This is a genomic window from Erythrobacteraceae bacterium WH01K (assembly GCA_027941995.1).
Classification (GTDB): domain Bacteria; phylum Pseudomonadota; class Alphaproteobacteria; order Sphingomonadales; family Sphingomonadaceae; genus CAJXSN01.
Window position 1 is genome coordinate 256,140 of record CP115966.1, and the last position, 17,700, is coordinate 273,839.

Below are 17,700 nucleotides of genomic sequence, written 5' to 3' on the forward strand. Positions count from 1 at the left end.
CTCCCTTTCCCGGAGAACCACCATGTCATTCCTCAACCAGCTGGCCTCCGCTTTCAAAGGCGGGGGCGCGCCGCGCGTGCCTATTGCGCGCGGTCATATCTCGCCATGGGCGACCGCTTTCGATGGCGGGCCGGTGCGCCGCAATTTCGATTACCGCAGCGCGCTGCAGTCCTCCTTTGCCGAAAACCCGGTGGCCCAGCGGGCCGTGCGTATCGTGGCAGAGGGTGTCGGCAGCGCGCCGGTCAGGCAGGACGGGGGCAAGCCCGATCCGCAGCTGGCCGCGCTGGTATCCGCCCGCAGCGCCGGGCAGAGCCTCGTCGAGACGCTGGCCGCGCATCTCGTCCTGCACGGCAACGGCTATGTCCAGATCCTGAAAGACGGCGCCGGCCGACCGGTCGAACTGTTCGCCCTGCGCCCCGACCGGATCACGGTCGTCCCCGGAGAGGACGGCTGGCCCCGCCGCTACGATTACCGGCTGGGCGAGCGGGTCGTCGGCCTGACGCCGGAAGACGAGGATGGCTGGCCCGACATCATCCACATCCGCAGCTTCCATCCCGGCGACGACCATTACGGCGCCGGCTGCCTCGCCGCGGCAGAGCGGGCGGTCGCGATCCACAATGCGGCCAGCGAATGGAACCGGGCGCTGCTGGCCAATTCCGCCCGCCCCAGCGGCGCTCTGGTCCACGAGGCAGGCGAAGGGGCCAGCCTGACCAGCGAACAGTTCGACCGGTTGAAGGACGAATTGCAGCGCGCCTTTTCCGGCGAGAGCAATGTCGGGCGGCCCATGCTGCTCGACGGCGGGCTCAGCTGGCAATCGATGGCGATGAGCCCCGCGGAAATGGACTTCGCCGCGCTGAAAGCCGCCGCCGCGCGCGACATTGCGCTCGCCTTCGGCGTGCCGCCCATGCTGCTCGGCCTGCCGGGCGACAACACCTATGCCAATTACCGCGAGGCCAATCGCGCGCTCTGGCGGCTCAGCCTGCTGCCGCTGGCAGGCAAGATCCTGTCGGCCCTGTCGGAAGGGCTCGCCCCGTGGTTCCCCGGCGCCGCGCTGTCGGTCGATCTCGATAATGTGCCCGCTCTGGCGGAGGACCGGGAGACACTGTGGGCCCGCGTCACCTCCGCCGACTTCCTGACCGACGGAGAAAAGCGCGCAATGCTGGGAATCGATGCAGGAGATACGCCATGAGCCGCGCCTTCGACCGCGAGGACATGATCGCCCGCCTGATCGCGCAGGCCACGCACGAAGGCGGCGAACTCGTCACCCTGCGCGCCATCGTCGAGGAGGCGAGCGAGGCCGGAGCCGCCCGCGCGCTGGGCCGGATGGGCCTGGCGGACGACGGCGCGCAAGGCGACATCGACGAATTGCGCGAACTGCTCTCTGCCTGGCGCGATGCCAAGGCCGGGGCGTGGAAGGCGGCGCTGGAATGGCTGGTGCGCGGCGTGTTCGCGCTGCTGCTGGTCGGCATCGCCGTGCGCCTCGGCGTGCCGGGGATGATCCGTTGAGCGCGGGTAAGGGTAGCGGCCCGATCCGCTTCGCCGGCTATGCCGCATTGTTCGGCACGCCCGATGCGGCGCGCGATACGATCCATCCCGGCGCCTTCCGCCGCACGCTGGCCACGCGCAGCGAACCGTTGCCGCTGTACTGGCAGCATCGCCCGGACCAGCGCATCGGCTGGATCGAGCGGGCGGAAGAGGACGAGCGCGGCCTGCGCGTCGTCGCCCGGATCGACAATCCCGCCAGCCGGCCTGCCCATTTGCTCGCGAGCCGCGCGGTCGACGGGCTGAGCTTCGGGTACCGCGCCCGCGCCAGCCGCGACGATCCCGCCGGTCGCCAGCTCGACGACATCGACCTGTTCGAAGTCAGCCTGGTCACCCACCCCCTGCAGGACGGGGCCAGGGTTATTTTTGTTTCGTAAGTTTTTCGAACCCGCCTCCGCGGGTTCGTCCTCGGTGCTGTTTCGAGCCGTCCCGGCTCGAGCACCTGCGGGCGGACGGTCGACCTTGCGGTCGGCTTCTTGCCGACCGGGCCCCTCCGCCAATCCTTGCTTCACGCTCCTTCCCAACCCCCACGCCAAGAAAGGTCCCTTCATGGACACCATATCTTCCAACATCTCCGCCATCGATACAGGCCCTGAAACCGATCCCGCAGTGCAGAGCTTCGACATTGCCGAGCGGCAGGACCGGACCGAAGCCGATGTCGCTGCGCTACGCAGTGATGTCGACGAGGTGAAGGCCCGCGTCGATCGCATCAGCCGCGCGGCAGCCCGTCCGGCCATCGCGCCCTCCCCAACGTCCGCATCCGGAGGCAGCATCGACACGCCCGAAGTTAAGGGCTTCGTCGACGGGTACCTGCGCCGCGGCTCGGTCACCGAGATCAAATCGCTCAATACGCAGGCGCCGGGCGATGGCGGCTACGCCGTGCCCCGGGTCATCGACGCGATGATCGCCCGCGAGCTGAAGGAAATCAGCCCGATCCGCGCCATCGCGCAGGTCGTCCAGACCGGCAGCGCTGGCTACCGCAAGCTCGTGTCCACCGGCGGCACGGCCAGCGGGTGGGTGTCGGAGACGGCCGGGCGCCCGGAAACCGACGCGCCGCAATTCGCGGAAATCTCGCCCCCGACGGGCGAGCTGTTCGCCAATCCGGCGGCCTCGCAGACCATGCTCGACGATGCGGGCCTCGACCTAGAAAGCTGGCTGGCGAGCGAGATCGCCATGGAATTCGCCCGCGCGGAAGGCGCTGCCTTTGTCGGCGGGACGGGTGTCGACCAGCCGGAAGGGTTCCTGTCCGCGCCGTTCTCCACCCTGGGTGACGGGGCGCGCGCATTCGGGACGCTGCAATATGTCGGTAGCGGCGATGCAGCCGGTTTCGGCGTCAATCCCGATGCCAGGCTGATCGATCTCGTCCACACGATGAAAGCCGGGCACCGGCAGGGCGCGTGCTTCGTGATGAATTCGGCCACGCTGGCAGAGGTGCGCAAGCTGAAGACCGCGGACGGCGCGTTCCTGTGGCAGCCCGGCCTGGTAGAGGGCCAGCCTGATCGCCTGCTGGGCTACAACGTGGTCGAGGCGGAAGACATGCCGGATATCGGCGCGGGCGAATTCCCCATCGCCTTCGGCAATTTCCGCGCAGGCTACCTGATCGCCGAACGCAGCGCGACGCAAATCCTGCGCGATCCCTTCACCAACAAGCCTTTCGTCCACTTCTACGCGACGAAGCGCGTCGGCGGCCAGGTTCTCGACAGCAGCGCGATCAAAATGCTGCGTATCGAGGAGTAAGGCCGAGGGCTGCTGCGGGCGCTCGGTCGGGCTCGGGACGGTTCGGGGCCGCAAGGCTCCGCAAGCAAGACTGCGCGCCCGCAGCGATGCTGCCTTCAGGTCGCATGATCCGAAGATTTCGCGCCCCGAACGGGGTGCGGGGAGAAAACGAAATGCAAAGAACCATCCTCGCGGGGCCCGAGCTGGGTTCCGCGCTTGCCGAGCTGCGCGGCTGGCTGGGCGTCACGCGCGATGCGGAAAACGCGCTGCTCTCCGGCCTGCTCGGCGCGTCTTGCGAGGCGTGCGAGGCATTTACCGGCATAGTCCCCTTGGCGCTGGAGTGCGAGAGCATCCTGCCCGTCGTGAAAAACTGGCAGGGTATCGCGGCGCAGCCGGTGCAGGCCGCGTTGGGCATGGAGGGGGTTCCGGCAGACGGGGCGCGGTTTGCCCTGGCGAGCGATGCCTGGGCGACCGAGCTGGGCGCGGACGGGACGGCCTGCGTCCGCGTCGTCCGGCCAGGCTCTGCCGGCAGGGTCGCCGTGCGCTATATCGCCGGTCTTGCGGCCGATTGGGAGAGCCTGCCCGCAGGCCTCAAGCACGGTATCCTGCGCCTTGCCGCCCATCATTATCGCTCGCGCGGAAACGGGGCGGACGGCGAGGTTGCAGCCGCGCCTCGCGCTGCGCCGCCTGCTGCCATCGCCGCCCTGTGGCGGCCTTGGCGCATCATGCGGATCGCCTGAGCCGCGTGGCCATATTCGACACGCGCATCCGTCCGCCTGCCGCCGCGCTGACCCGCCGCCTGGCCGCCCGTGCCACGCGCATCGCTGTGGAGGCGACGTCTCGCCAGCGAACCCTCCCTGCCAGCCGCGCCGCAGATGCGCTCTGGCCCGACCTGTTCGAGGACTGATCCCATGGAAACCCGCTTGCGCGCCGCGCTGCTCGAATGGCTGCGCGGCGATCCCGCCATCGCCGATGCCGTCAATGTCGTGGACGAGGCAGAAACGACCCGCGCCGCGATACCGTGGCTGGCCCTGATCGCCAGCGCATCGACCGACTGGAGCAGCAAGACTCATGACGGGCGCGAAATCCGCGTCGCACTGGAATTGCGGCACCGTGGCGATGTGCCCGGCGATGCCGCCGAAACTATCCAAGCGCTGGAGCGGCGGCTGGAGTCCCTGCCCGCCGCCCAGCCGCATTTCCGCATCGTCTCCCGCCAATTCCTTCGCACCCGCCACGAACGACGCGCCCGGCATGAACGGGCTAGCCTCGTCGAATACCGCTTCCGCTGCCTTGCAGCCTGACCCCCCAGAAAAACACGCAGAGGTTCCCTTCATGACCGCACAGACAGGCTCCGCCTTCCTTCTCAAGATTTCGGACGGCGCGCAGCCGCCCGAATACCGCACCGTCGCCGGGCTCAGGACCACGCAGATGTCGATCAATGGCGACACCGTGGTCGTCACGCACAAGGAATCGGGCGGCTGGCGCGATCTCCTGTCGGGTGCGGGCACGCGCTCCGTCAGCGTATCGGCGGCGGGCATCTTCCTGGGCTCCGCAGCCGAGGCGCAGATCCAGTCGCAGGCGCTGGCCGGTACGCTTGCCGATTACGAGCTCAGTTTCGAGGACGGGACGCGGATGCGCGGGCGTTTCCTGGTCCAGCGACTGGACCATGCAGGCGATTTCAATGGAGAGCGCAATTACACGCTCCAGCTGGAAAGCTCCGGCCCGGTGCTGCCCTCCTGATGGCCAACGGCATGAGGGGCGAGGCCGAACTGGTCGTCGCCGGACGCACCTGCCTGCTGCGCCCGACCTTCACCGCGCTGGTCGCGGCGGAAGAGGAGCTGGGCCCGCTGTTCGCGCTTGTCGAGCGGGCAGGTAGCGGACAGCTCAAACTGGCGGAGATGGCCGCGCTGTTCTGGCACTGCCTCGCCAGGCCAGGTGCGCTCACCCGCGACGATGTGGGCGAGGCGGTGATGGATGCGGGACTTGCCGCCTGTGCGCGGCCGCTGCGCACCCTTCTGGGCGCAATCCTGCAAGGCTCTTCGTGAAAACGCCCGGCAAGGCGAGCTTCGCGGCTGGCGTGCCGGTCCTGGCCGGAATTGCCTCACGGCACCTTGGATGGAGCCCGCCCGTCTTCTGGGCCGCGACTCCGCCGGAACTGGCGCTGAGCCTGACCGACCCGTCAGCACCGCGAGCAAATCTGCTGGCCCGCGCCGATCTCGAAAGAATGATGGAGCACGACGCCGATGGATGATTCCGTAGAAGAAATGCTGGTCGAGATACGGGCCGGCACGCAGGGCTTCCGGACCGATATCGCACAGATGCGAAGCAGTTTCGATGCCACGCTGGTCGATGGATTCGAGAAAGCCGGCAGCGTGCTGGAGCGCGGCCTGATGGGCGCGCTGCGCAAGGGCAGTATCGGTTTCGACGACCTGAAACGCACTGCCAGCGCCGCGCTGGACCAGATCGCTGCCCAAGCGCTGGGACTGGGCCTCGACCGGGTGTTCGCAGGCGCCGGTTCCCGCGGAAACGGTGCGGGATTGTCCGGCCTGCTCGGCGGGACGCTGGGTGCCCTGCTTGGCCTGCCCGGGCGCGCCACCGGCGGGCCTGTCGCGCCCGGGCGCGGCTATGTCGTGGGCGAGCGCGGGCCGGAACTCTTCGTGCCGACCAGCGCCGGACGGGTCGAACCCACCGGCGGGCATGGCGGCGCGCGGCAGGTGAACGTGGTCATCCGGCTACACGGCGACAAGGGCGCGACATCGCCCGCCGCCATGCAGCGTTCCAGCCGCCAGGTCGCAAGCGCGCTTCGCCGCGCGATCAGGGAGAACTAGGGATGGCATTCTGGCTGGCGAAAAAACGCCGCGGGCAGGAAACCGATTTCATCCAGCGCTTCGATCCGCGGTTCTGGACCGTGAACTTTCCCCGCCCGATGATGGCCAGCGTGGTCACGACCGGGGCGGACGGGCTGCGGGTGGATTGCGAATTTCACCATGAAGGCGAACTGGCCGGGCTGATCTGGGACAGCGAGGACACGCTGGACCACCCGCTCCTCGCCTACGAGACACGGCGCGACTACGCCCACTGCACGCTGCAATTTCGCTGGCGGTCCGGCGGGGTCGTCGCGCTCGATGCGGCGCACGGCCCGACATTGACGATAGAAGGGCGCGATGCAGCCGGCAGCCCGCGCAGCTGGTATGTCCGGCTGTGGAACTACGCCGAGGGGACACCGGAAGACGCGGTCATTCGCCTGCCGTTCTCGCAATTGCAATCCGGCTTCGTCCTGCCGGGCGAGGCGGTGCATCCGGGCGACATCGACCGAATGTTCATCTCCATCGTGCCGCCGGGCTTTACCGAAGGCAGCGCCGAGCCTCTTGCCGCCCGTGCCGACGGCTGGGTGGAGCTGTCGGACATCGTTTGCGACGGCGCGAATGCCGTGATCCCGGTGGGCGACGTGATGGTCCCGGAACATGGCGAGCGGATTGCCACCGCCTATGACGACAGCTTCAACCAGACGCCCGAGCGGATCATGCGCAACATTACCGGCCTCGGCTACCGGGACCGGCTGGTTCACTATGTCGGCATGAGCCATTTCTTCCGGCTTCGCAGGGAAGGCGAAGGCTTGCTGGTTGATCCGTCGGGCGCGTTGTGCACTCCCGCCATCTGCTGGCACGAGGCGTTCTTCGCAGCCTGCAGGGCGGCGGATATCGACCCTGTCGTCTCGCTTTCCTACGAATTGTTTGCCGAGCATTGCCCGCTTGGTTGGCAGCAGGTCGACCGTTTCGGAAACTACGCGAGGACAGGCTGGGACCCGCCCTCTGCCTTGCTGTCGCCCGCAATTTCCGCGGCAATGGGTTATGTCCGGTCCGTCGCCACGCATTTCGTCGCCTTGCAGGAAGCAGCGGGGCTGCCCGTCCTGTTCCAGATCGGCGAGCCATGGTGGTGGGTGATCCCCGAAACCGGCGCGATCTGCATCTACGATGCCGCCATGAGCGATCGCAACCGCGAGGAATTCGGCGTGCTACGCGGGATTGACGACGTCCGCGGCGAGATACGCGGCCGGTTTACCGCGGTTCTCGACCTTGCCGGCGAGGTGCTGGCCGAGTCGACCGCAGCCCTCTCCTCGGCGGTGCGGGAAGCAGCTAGCGGCGATGCGGAAATACTCTTGCTGGCCTTCACGCCGACCATCCTCGATCCGGCCATGCCCGATCTATATCGCGCCAACCTGCCCACCGGCTGGGCCTGGCCCGCCTTCGACCGGCTCCAGCTGGAAGATTACGACTGGCTGACCGCCGGGGCGGAGGCACTTCGCAAATCTGCCTACCGGACGGTGGACGAGCGGCTGGGCTATCCGCTGGACCGGCAGGACTATCTTTCCGGTTTCGTGCTGCGGGCGGAAGATGCCTCGCGCTTCTGGCCGCTGATCGACGATGCGCTGGACGAGGCGCGGCAGCGCGGCGTCACCCAGCGCTATGTCTGGGCCCTGCCGCAGGTCGCGCGCGACGGATACACCCGCTTACCCAATCAGGAGGACGCCGCGATGCAGGCATTCGACGATGTGCTTTACCCGCTGGCGCTGGGCCGCGATGCCGGGGTCAGTCCCGAATTCTCGACCTCGGTCGCCGTGACGTCTTCGGGCCATGAAAGGCGCAATTCGCTATGGTCGGACGCCCGGCTCAGCTTCGATGTCGGCCCCGGCCTACGCAGCGAGAAGGAACTGGGCACGCTGATCGCCTTCTTTCGAGCCCGGCGCGGGGCGGCGCGGGGGTTTCGCCTGCCCGACCCCTTCGATTTCAGTTCCAATGCGATGACCGGCACGCCGACGCCCGGTGACCAGCATATCGGGGATGGCGACGGTCTCTCCGCGACGTTCCGGCTGGTGAAATCCTATGGCGAGGCAGGCGATCCGCAAATCCGCCCAATCACCCGCCCGCGCGCCGGAACCGTGCGCGTCGCGGTCGACGGCTCCGAAACTGCCGACTGGACGCTGGGCGATGGCGGGACGATCGTGTTCGCACAGGCTCCGGCCCAGGGTTCCCGCATCACTGCGGGGTTCCTGTTCGACGTGCCGGTGCGTTTCGCGCAGGACAGGCTGGATGTGACAGGCGCCAGCTTCGCCGTCGGGGAAGCGCCGTCCGTACCCCTCATCGAGATCCGGGAGGCGACATGAGCCGGACCTTCTTTGCCAGCGAGTTGGAAGGCGTCGCGACATACTGGCGGATCTATCGCACGGACGGATGCACGCTCGGCTTCGTCAGCCATGACCGCGACCTGATATCGGACGACATCCTGCACCGCGCAGCGCCCGGCATCCTTCCCGCCTCGCTGCGCAAGACCGATACGCTTGGCGGCGACAGCGCGGAAATGCGCGGCCCGCTTGGCCATTGGAGCATTTCTGACGCGGATCTCGAACAGGGCCGGTTCGATCATGCGACCGTGGAAGTCGGCGCCCTCGACTGGGAAACGGGCGAGGCGTTGGCGCTGTTCAGCGGTACGCTGGGCGCCGTATCGCGCGACGGCGGCACGTTCGTGGCCGAATTGCAATCGGCAAAGGCGATGCTGGATGTCGACCCGGTCCCGCGCACCAGCCCGTCCTGCAGGGCGCGGTTCTGCGGCGAAGGCTGCACGCTCTCCGCCGCGCGCTTCACGCACCAAGCGCGAATCACGCAGGTGGACGCGGCGAAGGGCATGGAGAACTGCGATTGCTGTCCGGCGCCGCTGCAGGCCTGAGGACACAGATCCGGTCGATCGACGAAGGCTGGATTCCCCTGCCGGGGACAATTCCCGCAGACCGGCTCGAAACCGGCATGCCCGTGTCCCTCCGCGAAGGGTGCGACCATAGAATCGCGACCTGTTCCGGCCGCTTCGGCAACGCTGTCAATTTCCAGGGCGAACCGTTCCTGCCGGGCAACGACCACCTCTCGCGCTACGCAGTCCCCGGTTGAGCGCCGCCGGACACGCGCTGGCCGGCGCGGCGCGGGATCTGGTGGGAACCCCGTTCCGGCTGCATGGGCGCGATCCGGCAAGCGGGCTCGACTGTGTCGGGCTCGTCGCGGCCTCGCTTGCGCGGATCGGCGTCCGCTTCCGGCCTCCGGACCGGTACGCCTTGCGCAACCGGTCCATCGCGCCGCTGGTGGCGCAGATGGAACACGCGCCGCTTCACCGGCTCGACCCAGACACACCGCCTTTCGCGACAGGCGACATCTGCCTGTGCACCATCGGTTTCGGCCAGCATCACGTCCTGATCGTTGCCGGTCCTGCGGAAGGTCGGCAGCGCTCCTTCATTCACGCTCATGCCGGGCTTCGCCGCGTCGTCCTGACACCGGGCGACCCCGAATGGCCGGTCGTCGCACGCTGGCACCCCTGAAGCACGCGAAGTGGCCTGGATTCGGCCAAGCCCACGTCTTCTCAACACAAGGACCATGTTCCCATGGCCACACTCCTCCTTACCGCCGTCGGCACCATGGTCGGCGGCCCGCTTGGCGGTGCGATCGGCGCGCTGGCCGGACGCCAGCTCGACAGCGCCATCATCGGCGGCGGCTCGCGCGGCGGGCCGCGGCTGAAGGAACTGGACGTCTCTACCTCCAGCTATGGCCAGCCGATTGCTCGCCATCATGGCGTCTCGCGTTCGGGCGGCAGCATCATCTGGGCCACCGATCTCGTCGAAAGCACCCAAAGCAGCGGCGGGGGGAAAGGCCGTCCTTCCACCACCAGCTACAGCTATTCCATCTCCTTCGCCGTCGCTCTGTCGAGCCGTCCGATCAGGGGCATCGGGCGCATCTGGGCCGACGGCAATCTGCTGCGCGGCGCCGGCGGCGACCTGAAGGCGGGCGGCACGCTGCGCCTTCATACAGGAGAAGCAGGCCAACAGCCCGATCCGCTGATCGCCTCTGCGCAGGGCGAGGCAGCGCCCGCCTTTCGCGGCACGGCCTATGCCGTGTTCGAGGACCTGCAACTGGGCGATTTCGGCAATCGCATCCCTGCCCTGACATTCGAGGTCCTGGCGGATGACGGGGATGTCGATCTCGCCAGCATCGTGGCACCGTCAGGAGCAGGCCTGGCCGCAGGGTCGGCTCTGGAAGGGCTGACAGGATTCGCGGCGGAGGGCGGCCCGGTTGCCGGTCAGCTCTCCCTACTCGGCCAGCTCTACCCGCTTTCGGTGGAGGCTACGGGAGATACCTTGCGCGTATCGCGGCCGCAAATCGGCCCGGATGCGGAAGATGACATCCCGCTTCTGCCCATCCAATCGGTCGGCGCATGGGAGGGCGAGGACTTCGGGCAGGCAGACGGTATCGCGGCGCGTCGCACCGTTTCCGGCGGGCCCGATATTACCGGGGTCCGGCATTACGACCCGGCGCGCGATTACCAGCCCGGCATCCAGCGCGCGGGTGGGCAGGCACCGCGCGGCAGGCCGGAGATCATCGAGTTCCCGGCCACGCTATCCGCAACCAGGGCCAGCGCGCTGGCCAACGAAGCGGCAGAGCGCTCCGTGCTGGAGGGAGAGAGAATCGCCTGGCGCATGGCCGAGATCGATCCCGCCATCGGACCGGGACGCCATGTCCGCCTGCCCGGCAGGCATGGCATCTATCGCATCACGTCATGGGAATGGCGCGAACGCGCGGTCGAACTCGAACTGGTCAAGGCTGCCGAACACCGGAGCAGTGCCTCGCAGGACACCGAGGCGGATCCCGGCCGGATCACGCCGCCGGCCGATATCGTCGCCGGCCCTTCCCGGCTGATGGCATTCGGCCTGCCCTGGAATGGCAGCGGCGATCCGAACACGCCGCGTGTTTTCGCAGCGCTGACAACCAGTCCACCCGGGACCAGTGCGATGCTGCACACGGTCGAACAGGACCAGCTTGTCCCGCTGGCGCCCGTGCGCGGAAATGCATTGCAGGGCGCGCTTGAGGAGCCGCTCCCTCCCTCGCCCGCCCTGCGATACGAAGGGGGTTCGGCGCTCCTGGTCCGTTGTGCCGGCGACGATAGCAGGCTGGCGCCCGCCTCCCTCGAAGCCTTGGCGAATGGCGCAAACAGGCTGCTGGTGGGGCGCGAGATCGTGCAGTTTTCGCGGCCCGCTCCCTTGGGCGAAGGACTCTGGAAGCTCGAAGGACTGCTGAGAGGGCGCGGCGCGACGGAAGGCGCTGCCAGCGCCGGCCACGCAGCGGGCACACCCGTCGCCTTCCTCGATGAACGCTTGGCTGCTCTCGATCCCGCAATCGCAACGGCCGGCCCGCCCGCCCTTGCGGCGATCGCATTGGGGGACAACCAGCCGGTCGAAGCCATTGCGCTGGATCCGCTTTGTTCGCTGCGACCGCCTTCGCCTGTCCATCCCGTGTTTTCGCGTCAGGCCAACGGCGGCGTCAGCCTGCGCTGGATTCGCCGGGCGCGAGGGGCGTGGACCTGGCCGGACGGAGTGGACGCCCCGCTTGTCGAGGAAAGCGAGTCCTACCTTGTCGGCATCGGGCCGCTCGCCTCCCCGCACGCCAGCTGGGTCACGTCCAGTCCGGCTTTCGTCATCGATGGCGAAGCGATCGCCGACCTTGCCGCGACAGGACGGGCCGGTCCGGTCTGGGTGCGCCAGCAGGGGACGCACGCTGCCTCCGACGCGCTGGTCCTCGGCCATCTCTGACCCACACGCCTTCTCTTCTTCGACCAAGGAATTTTCGACCATGACCAGTCCGACCGCCTTCCAGGCACGAACCGCGCGTTTCGATCTCCCGCTTCTGTTTTCCGGGCAATCGCAGAAGGAATTCATCGTCAACGAGGCGCTGTGCCGCGTGGCCTCTCTGCTACACCCCGTGATCGAGGAGCGGCGCAGCGTTCCGCCATCCTCTCCGGAAGAAGGGAAATCATGGCTGGTCGACGCCGGCGCGTCCGGTGCATGGGAAGGGCTCGCAGGCGCTCTTGCCAGCTGGTCGGGTGGCGACTGGGTTTTCGTACAACCCGTGGACGGCCTTCGTTGCTACGACCGGTCTTCCGGAGCGACGCTCTTTTATGACGGCGAATGGCAGGCGCCATCGATGCCCGAACTTCCCGCCGGCGGCGCAACGCAGGACAGCGAGGCCAGGGCTGCCATTGCCGGTCTCGTCGAAGCTTTGCGGAATGCGGGAATTGCCTGAAAACCGGTCGAGTCCGCGACTTGAAGAAATCTTGCGAAAGGACGGGAACTTCCCCCCGCCAGCCCCGTTAGCGACGTTCAACGCGGAGGAATCAGGCGTTTTGTAAGGCTGGACCGCAAAACGCGGCATTCTTGCAACAGTTTGACGCTGATGTTTGCTTGCTTCACCTCTGTTGAAAAGTTAGATGAGGGGCCTCTTGGTGGCTCCATTTCGCTAGATAAAGGGGAATTTTATAATGCGGAAACTCGTCATAGGCATGGCGATGGCATCGACGGCACTTACCGTGCCGGCCCATGCCCGCGAAGATGCCTGGTACGTCGAACTCGATGGCGGCGTTGCAGTCGTTGAAGACATCGATCTCGACATCAACGGTGTGGCCGGTGACCTTGCAGTCGGTCACGACGAAGGCTTCGACTTCGGCGGTATCGTCGGTTACGACTTCGGTGGCGCACGCCTCGAAGCGGAAGTCAGCTATCGCGAAGCCGACATCGAAGGCATTACCGCAGGCGCCGACGGCTTCCCCGCCGGTGGCCCGGTTGGCCTGGCTCGCAACGGCATCTTTCCTGCCAACGGCGATACCAGCAACCTCAGCTTCATGATCAACGGCCTGGCCGATTTCGGTCCCGATGACGGCCTGCAGGCATTCGTCGGCGGCGGTGTCGGCGTTGCACGCACCGACATCGGCGCGACGGTCAACACGGCTCTGCCCGACGGTTTCGACGATTCCGACACCGGCTTTGCTTACCAGCTTCTCGCTGGTGTGCGCGCTCCGCTGACGGAAACCATCGATGTGGGCCTGAAGTACCGCATGCTGACGCAGCCCGACGTGTCGATCATCGACAGCGCCGGTCGTCAGAACGACGGTCGCTTCCGTTCGCACTCGATCCTGGGTACGCTGGCAATTAACTTCGGCGAACCGGCAGCACCGCCGCCCCCGCCGCCGCCGCCGCCCCCGCCGCCGCCTCCCCCGCCGCCTCCGCCGCCGCCTCCGCCGGTCGTGGAATGCAACACGGGTCCGTACATCGTGTTCTTCGACTGGGATCAGTCGGACATTACGCCGGCAGCGTCGACCATTCTCAACAATGCGGTTTCGGCTTACGCGAACTGCGGTACGGCTTCGGTCATGCTCGCAGGTCACACCGACCGTTCGGGCAGCGTCCAGTACAACATCGGCCTGGCCGAGCGTCGTAACGAATCTGTCCGTCAGTACCTCACGGGCCGCGGTGTCCCGGGTGCACGCATCAGCAGCGAAGCCTTCGGCGAATCGCAGCCGCGCGTCCCGACTGCCGATGGTGTCCGCGAACTGCAGAACCGTCGCGTCGAGATCACTTACGGTCCGGGTTCGGGCATGTAAGTTTCGCGACAAGCGAAAAAATGAAGAGGGGCCGGAGCGATCCGGCCCCTTTTTCGTTGGGTGGTCGAGAGTTACCTAATTCGGAGACCCCACATGCGCATTCCTTCCACCCTCGCACTTGCTGCCAGCGTTCTTGCTATCGCGGGATGCCAGTCGGTCTACGACCTTCCTACCGAACGCATCGGAAGCGCGCGCATGACCCTCGCAAACGGAGTTCCGGCGGGCACCGCCCAGCTCGTCGCATCGGGTGATACCGTCTCGCTCGCAATCGCTGCTACCGGTATTCCGGCGGGCGAGCATGGTTTCCATCTTCACACGACGGGCAAATGCGAACGCCCGGACTTCCAGTCGGCAGGTGGCCACCTCAATCCCACGAATGAGGGACACGGCCTGGAAGACGCCGACGGAAGTCACCTCGGCGACCTCCCCAACCTCATGGTGCCGGCGTCGGGAACCGTAACGACTACGGTGGACCTGCGCGGCAGCCGCGCGGATATCGAGCGTTACCTGTTCGACAGCGACGGAACGGCGGTCATGATCCACGCCGATCCGGACGACGGCACGACCGATCCGTCGGGCAATGCCGGTCCGCGGATCGCCTGCGGCGTCCTGACGCGCAGCTGAGTATCGCTGGCGTCAGGGGGCGCAGGACGTTCAGACGTCCTCGCCAGCTGCCCTCGCCCTTTCCAGTACCGTCCTCTCGGCAGTGGGGACTGTGCGGTAGGCCACGATCAACAGCACAAGCCCGACAGGGACCGCGACCAGAAGGCTGAGGCCCCCGATCGAAAGGCTGCCGGTCATCGTCGACACCTGCCCCGCCATGTAGGGACCAAGGGCAAGGCCGACGAGCGTCGTCGCCAGGAAAAATGTCGCGGTTGCGGTGCCCCGCATGCGCGGCAGCACCAGGTCTTGCGTCGTCGCCGCTGCACCGCCCAGCGCCGAACTGCCGAACAGCGATTGCAGGAAGGCTGCGATGTAGAACACCATCGGCGTTTCCGTGGTGAACATCAGGAACAGGAAGGGCGCCGCGCCCACCAGTCCGAAGCCAACCACCAGCAGGCGGCCTGCAGGATTTCTCTGCCGCAGGTAATCTGCCATCCGGCCGCCGAGAACTACGCCAAAGAAGCCGCCAACTGCACCGGGCCCGCCGATCCACCAGCCAGCGGTAGATGGTGCTTCTTCCAGTATCCGGATGGCATAAGGCGCCGCCCAGAAAGTGGCCGCATAGGACATGAAGGCGACCATGCCGTAGCCAAGGATCGTCGTAAGGAATGCAGGGGTTCCCCAGATCAGGCGGAAGGTAGGCTCGTCCCGGCGCTTCAGCGTCGAGGCCCAGGAGAAGATAGCGTAATAGCCGATGCCGACGGCCCCCCACTGCTGGAAATTCCCCGTCGCCACGGCCAGCCAGTAGGCCACCGCGCCGATCACGGCTGCGCCGGCAAGATTGACCAGGATGCCGCGCATCCCGCCCTGTGCCGCGCCGATCAACGTGAACGGGGGAATGACTGCAATAAGCTCGCGTCCGAACCCGCGGAACGGGTCCTTCGCAGGCGGGGTGATGATCCCCTCGCTCTGGCCGCGAAGCGGTTCCTTCAGCGTGAAGACAAGGCAGGCGAGGAGGATACCCGGAAGGCCTACCGCAATGAAGGCTGCCTGCCAGCCGGCCAGTCCGAGCGGGGCATCGACCGGATAGCTCCCGTTCCATGTTTCGACGATCGCGCCGCCGATCAGCAGCGAGATACCGCCGCCGATATACAGGCCCGATGAATAGATCGCGAGCGCCGTGGCGCGCATCTTCTTGGGAAACCAGTCGGAAATCAGCGAATACGCACTGGGACTAGCGGTGGCCTCACCCACGCCGACGCCGATGCGGGCAACGCTTAGAGTGGTGAAGTTCTTCGCGAAACCGGACAGCGCGGTGAAGGCGGACCAGATAAACAGGCCGGCGGTCATCAGGCGCACGCGGTGCCAGTTATCCGCAAGCTTCCCCAAGGGGATGCCGAACAGGGCATAGAAGACGCCGAACGCGGTGCCGTAGAGAAAGCCGATCTGGTCATCGCGCAGGCCCAGGTCGGCCTTGATGTCCTCTGCCAGGATCGAAATGATATTGCGGTCCACGAAATTGAGAACGTAGACGATCACCAGGATGCTGAGTGCATACCAGCTATAGGCCGGCACCTTCCCATCGGGATCGAACGCCGGATCGGTCGTGGCAGCCTGCGCGGAATCCGCTGTCAAATCTCATCTCCCAGAAGAGGCCTCCCTTTGCGGGATCGCCTGTCAGTCCTTGTTGCCGTAAACCGTTCCATCCACAAGCCCGGCTTCTTCAAAACCTTTCAGGCGCAGCCGGCAACTGTCGCATTCCCCGCATGCCCGGCCATCCGGCAGCGGATCGTAGCACGACCAGCTCCACGCCGGATCGAGGCCGAGGCGGTCGGTCTCGCGGGCGATGTCCGCCTTCGTCATGTGCTGCAGCGGGGCATGGATGTTGAAGGGCTGGCCCTCGACCCCTGCCTTCGTCCCCAGCCGGGCGGTCTCAGCGAAGCTGGCGATGAATTCGGGGCGGCAGTCGGGGTAGCCCGAATAATCCAGCGCGTTCACGCCGATGAAGATGTCCGTCGCCCCGCTCGCTTCGGCAAAGGCGGTAGTCAGGGCGAGGAAAACAAGGTTGCGCGCCGGAACGTAGGTAACGGGTATGTCGGAGCCCACGCCATCCTTCGGAACGTCGATGTCGTCGGTCAGGGCAGAGCCGCCGAAACTGCGCAGGTCGAGCGCAATCTCGCTGTGACGCACCACGCCGAGCTTCTCTGCGATGCCGCGCGCGGACTGCAATTCTCGCACATGACGCTGCCCGTAATCGACGGTGAGGGCATGTACGCGGAAGCCCTGCTCCTGCGCAATCGCTGCCGTCACCATCGAATCGAGCCCGCCCGAAAGCAGGACGACCGCCGCCTTTTCCGTGGTATCCGTGTTCCCGTTCATCGCCTCCGGCTAGCGGATGCGGCTGCGCGCCCCAAGCAAAAAGCGGCGCATCTCGTCTCTAGGAACCGAGCGTGAAAACCTTTGAGCAGAAGGCGCAATCAACGAGGATGTTGCCATCGTCGTCGCGCATCTGGGCCTGTTCGTTTTTGGGAAAGCGGGCGATGACCGCCTCGTAGTGCTCGACCGAGCATCGGCAGCCACGCGAGACTTTCGCGCCTTTCAGGACGCGCACTTCCTTTTCCTCGTGGAACAACCGCCAGACGATCGCTTCCATGGAGAGATCCGGGTCGAGCAGTTCGTCCGCCTGCACGCTGCCGCCCAGGATGGAGACATGCTCCCAGTGCGGATTGTCGAGCCGGACATGCAGGCGCTCGCGCCCTTCCTCGCCGTCGGGCAGGTGCTGGATCAGCAGGCCGCCGGCACGTGCACCGTCCGCTTCCATGCTGACCGCGGTGCGGATGATGGTGGGCACCTGTTCCGACTGAATGAAGTAGTGCTGGCAGGCTGAGGTCAGCGACGGCCCCTCCAACGGGACGATCCCCTGGTAGCGGCCCCGCTCGTCATTCATGTCGAAGGTGATGGCCAGGTGGCCCTCTCCGAACAAGGCTTGCAGGTCGGGACGCGAGGGCAGCGCCGCTACGGCGTCTTCGTCGAAGTCGGCATAGCCCCTGAGCTGGCCGCCCTTGTAGTCGCACACGAGCAGCGTAATCGCGCCGCCCCTTGACTGGGCCTGCAACGTCATCTGCCCCTCGCCCTTGTCGATCGCGCCGCCGATCAGCGCAGCGAGGACGAGCGCCTCTTCGAGCAGTTTCGCCACAGGGCGCGGATAGGCGTGGGCCGAGAGAATAAGATCGGCGACATCGTCGAGCCTGACGGCGCGACCGCGTGCGTCACGCTCCGGCAGGCTGAAGCCAAGAAGCGTGTCCGAATATGTTTCCGTGATTTTGTCCATGCGGCCGATATGGGGACGATGCCCGGCATCGCCACCCCGGT

20 protein-coding genes and 1 pseudogene are annotated in these 17,700 nt (G+C 66.6%); 18 read left to right on the forward strand and 3 right to left on the reverse strand.

All coding sequences use genetic code 11. The features are described 5' to 3' along the window. The first annotated feature begins 22 nt into the window (after positions 1 to 22). The 18 genes and pseudogenes from PF049_01315 to PF049_01400 all read left to right on the forward strand — a co-directional run bounded on the left by PF049_01315 (position 23) and on the right by PF049_01400 (position 14,349). Positions 23 to 1,189, forward strand: coding sequence for a phage portal protein (locus PF049_01315; GenBank protein ID WBY16833.1), 1,167 nt, complete (start codon positions 23 to 25; stop codon positions 1,187 to 1,189). Next, the gene (locus PF049_01320) at positions 1,186 to 1,506 is read left to right on the forward strand and encodes a DUF6127 family protein (protein ID WBY16834.1); all 321 of its coding nucleotides are present in this window, start codon (positions 1,186 to 1,188) and stop codon (positions 1,504 to 1,506) included. Before PF049_01315 ends, PF049_01320 begins: the two co-directional genes overlap by 4 nt. Continuing rightward, on the forward strand, positions 1,503 to 1,919 hold the full coding sequence (locus PF049_01325) for an HK97 family phage prohead protease (protein ID WBY16835.1): 417 nt from the start codon (positions 1,503 to 1,505) through the stop codon (positions 1,917 to 1,919). Before PF049_01320 ends, PF049_01325 begins: the two co-directional genes overlap by 4 nt. A gap of 172 nt (positions 1,920 to 2,091) precedes the next feature. Then, positions 2,092 to 3,279, forward strand: a complete 1,188-nt coding sequence (locus PF049_01330) for a phage major capsid protein (protein ID WBY16836.1) — start codon at positions 2,092 to 2,094, stop codon at positions 3,277 to 3,279. 152 nt (positions 3,280 to 3,431) lie between these two features. Next, the gene (locus tag PF049_01335) at positions 3,432 to 3,998 is read left to right on the forward strand and encodes a hypothetical protein (protein ID WBY16837.1); all 567 of its coding nucleotides are present in this window, start codon (positions 3,432 to 3,434) and stop codon (positions 3,996 to 3,998) included. A 5-nt stretch (positions 3,999 to 4,003) separates the two neighbouring features. Then, positions 4,004 to 4,165 (forward strand): hypothetical protein, encoded by a 162-nt coding sequence (locus PF049_01340; protein WBY16838.1) that lies wholly within the window; start codon positions 4,004 to 4,006, stop codon positions 4,163 to 4,165. Between the two features lie 4 nt (positions 4,166 to 4,169). Then, positions 4,170 to 4,559: a DUF3168 domain-containing protein gene (locus PF049_01345; protein ID WBY16839.1), complete on the forward strand. Its 390-nt coding sequence runs from the start codon at positions 4,170 to 4,172 to the stop codon at positions 4,557 to 4,559. Positions 4,560 to 4,590: 31 nt separating this feature from the next. Next, the gene (locus tag PF049_01350) at positions 4,591 to 4,998 is read left to right on the forward strand and encodes a phage major tail protein, TP901-1 family (GenBank protein WBY16840.1); all 408 of its coding nucleotides are present in this window, start codon (positions 4,591 to 4,593) and stop codon (positions 4,996 to 4,998) included. After that, positions 4,998 to 5,303: a gene transfer agent family protein gene (locus PF049_01355; GenBank protein ID WBY16841.1), complete on the forward strand. Its 306-nt coding sequence runs from the start codon at positions 4,998 to 5,000 to the stop codon at positions 5,301 to 5,303. The genes PF049_01350 and PF049_01355 overlap by 1 nt, the downstream gene beginning before the upstream one ends. Continuing rightward, positions 5,300 to 5,509 (forward strand): phage tail assembly chaperone, encoded by a 210-nt coding sequence (locus PF049_01360; GenBank protein ID WBY16842.1) that lies wholly within the window; start codon positions 5,300 to 5,302, stop codon positions 5,507 to 5,509. Before PF049_01355 ends, PF049_01360 begins: the two co-directional genes overlap by 4 nt. After that, a complete protein-coding gene (locus PF049_01365; GenBank protein ID WBY16843.1) occupies positions 5,502 to 6,086 on the forward strand; it encodes a tail tape measure protein in 585 nt (194 codons plus the stop codon). Before PF049_01360 ends, PF049_01365 begins: the two co-directional genes overlap by 8 nt. A gap of 2 nt (positions 6,087 to 6,088) precedes the next feature. Then, positions 6,089 to 8,422 carry a DUF2460 domain-containing protein gene (locus PF049_01370; GenBank protein ID WBY16844.1) on the forward strand — a complete coding sequence of 778 codons (2,334 nt, stop codon included), beginning with the start codon at positions 6,089 to 6,091 and terminating at the stop codon, positions 8,420 to 8,422. Further along, positions 8,419 to 9,197 (forward strand): annotated as a pseudogene (locus PF049_01375) (DUF2163 domain-containing protein). Before PF049_01370 ends, PF049_01375 begins: the two are co-directional and overlap by 4 nt. Positions 9,198 to 9,238: 41 nt before the next feature. After that, positions 9,239 to 9,619, forward strand: coding sequence for a peptidoglycan endopeptidase (locus PF049_01380; protein WBY16845.1), 381 nt, complete (start codon positions 9,239 to 9,241; stop codon positions 9,617 to 9,619). A 63-nt stretch (positions 9,620 to 9,682) separates the two neighbouring features. Next, on the forward strand, positions 9,683 to 11,881 hold the full coding sequence (locus PF049_01385) for a phage tail protein (protein ID WBY16846.1): 2,199 nt from the start codon (positions 9,683 to 9,685) through the stop codon (positions 11,879 to 11,881). A 40-nt stretch (positions 11,882 to 11,921) separates the two neighbouring features. Beyond that, positions 11,922 to 12,371 (forward strand): DUF2793 domain-containing protein, encoded by a 450-nt coding sequence (locus PF049_01390; GenBank protein WBY16847.1) that lies wholly within the window; start codon positions 11,922 to 11,924, stop codon positions 12,369 to 12,371. Positions 12,372 to 12,606: 235 nt separating this feature from the next. Next, complete coding sequence (locus PF049_01395) at positions 12,607 to 13,725, forward strand: OmpA family protein (protein ID WBY16848.1); 1,119 nt, start codon at positions 12,607 to 12,609, stop codon at positions 13,723 to 13,725. 93 nt (positions 13,726 to 13,818) lie between these two features. Beyond that, positions 13,819 to 14,349, forward strand: a complete 531-nt coding sequence (locus PF049_01400) for a superoxide dismutase family protein (protein ID WBY16849.1) — start codon at positions 13,819 to 13,821, stop codon at positions 14,347 to 14,349. 30 nt (positions 14,350 to 14,379) lie between these two features. Here PF049_01400 and PF049_01405 read toward each other — a convergent pair whose 3' ends face one another. The 3 genes from PF049_01405 to PF049_01415 are packed head-to-tail and all read right to left on the reverse strand — an operon-like array spanning position 14,380 to position 17,659. Then, on the reverse strand, positions 14,380 to 15,963 hold the full coding sequence (locus PF049_01405) for an MFS transporter (protein ID WBY16850.1): 1,584 nt from the start codon (positions 15,961 to 15,963) through the stop codon (positions 14,380 to 14,382). A gap of 42 nt (positions 15,964 to 16,005) precedes the next feature. Continuing rightward, on the reverse strand, positions 16,006 to 16,707 hold the full coding sequence (gene queC / locus PF049_01410) for a 7-cyano-7-deazaguanine synthase QueC (protein WBY16851.1): 702 nt from the start codon (positions 16,705 to 16,707) through the stop codon (positions 16,006 to 16,008). Between the two features lie 58 nt (positions 16,708 to 16,765). Further along, entirely contained in the window at positions 16,766 to 17,659 is an 894-nt protein-coding gene (locus tag PF049_01415; GenBank protein ID WBY16852.1) for an Hsp33 family molecular chaperone HslO, read from the reverse strand. Positions 17,660 to 17,700: the final 41 nt, after the last annotated feature.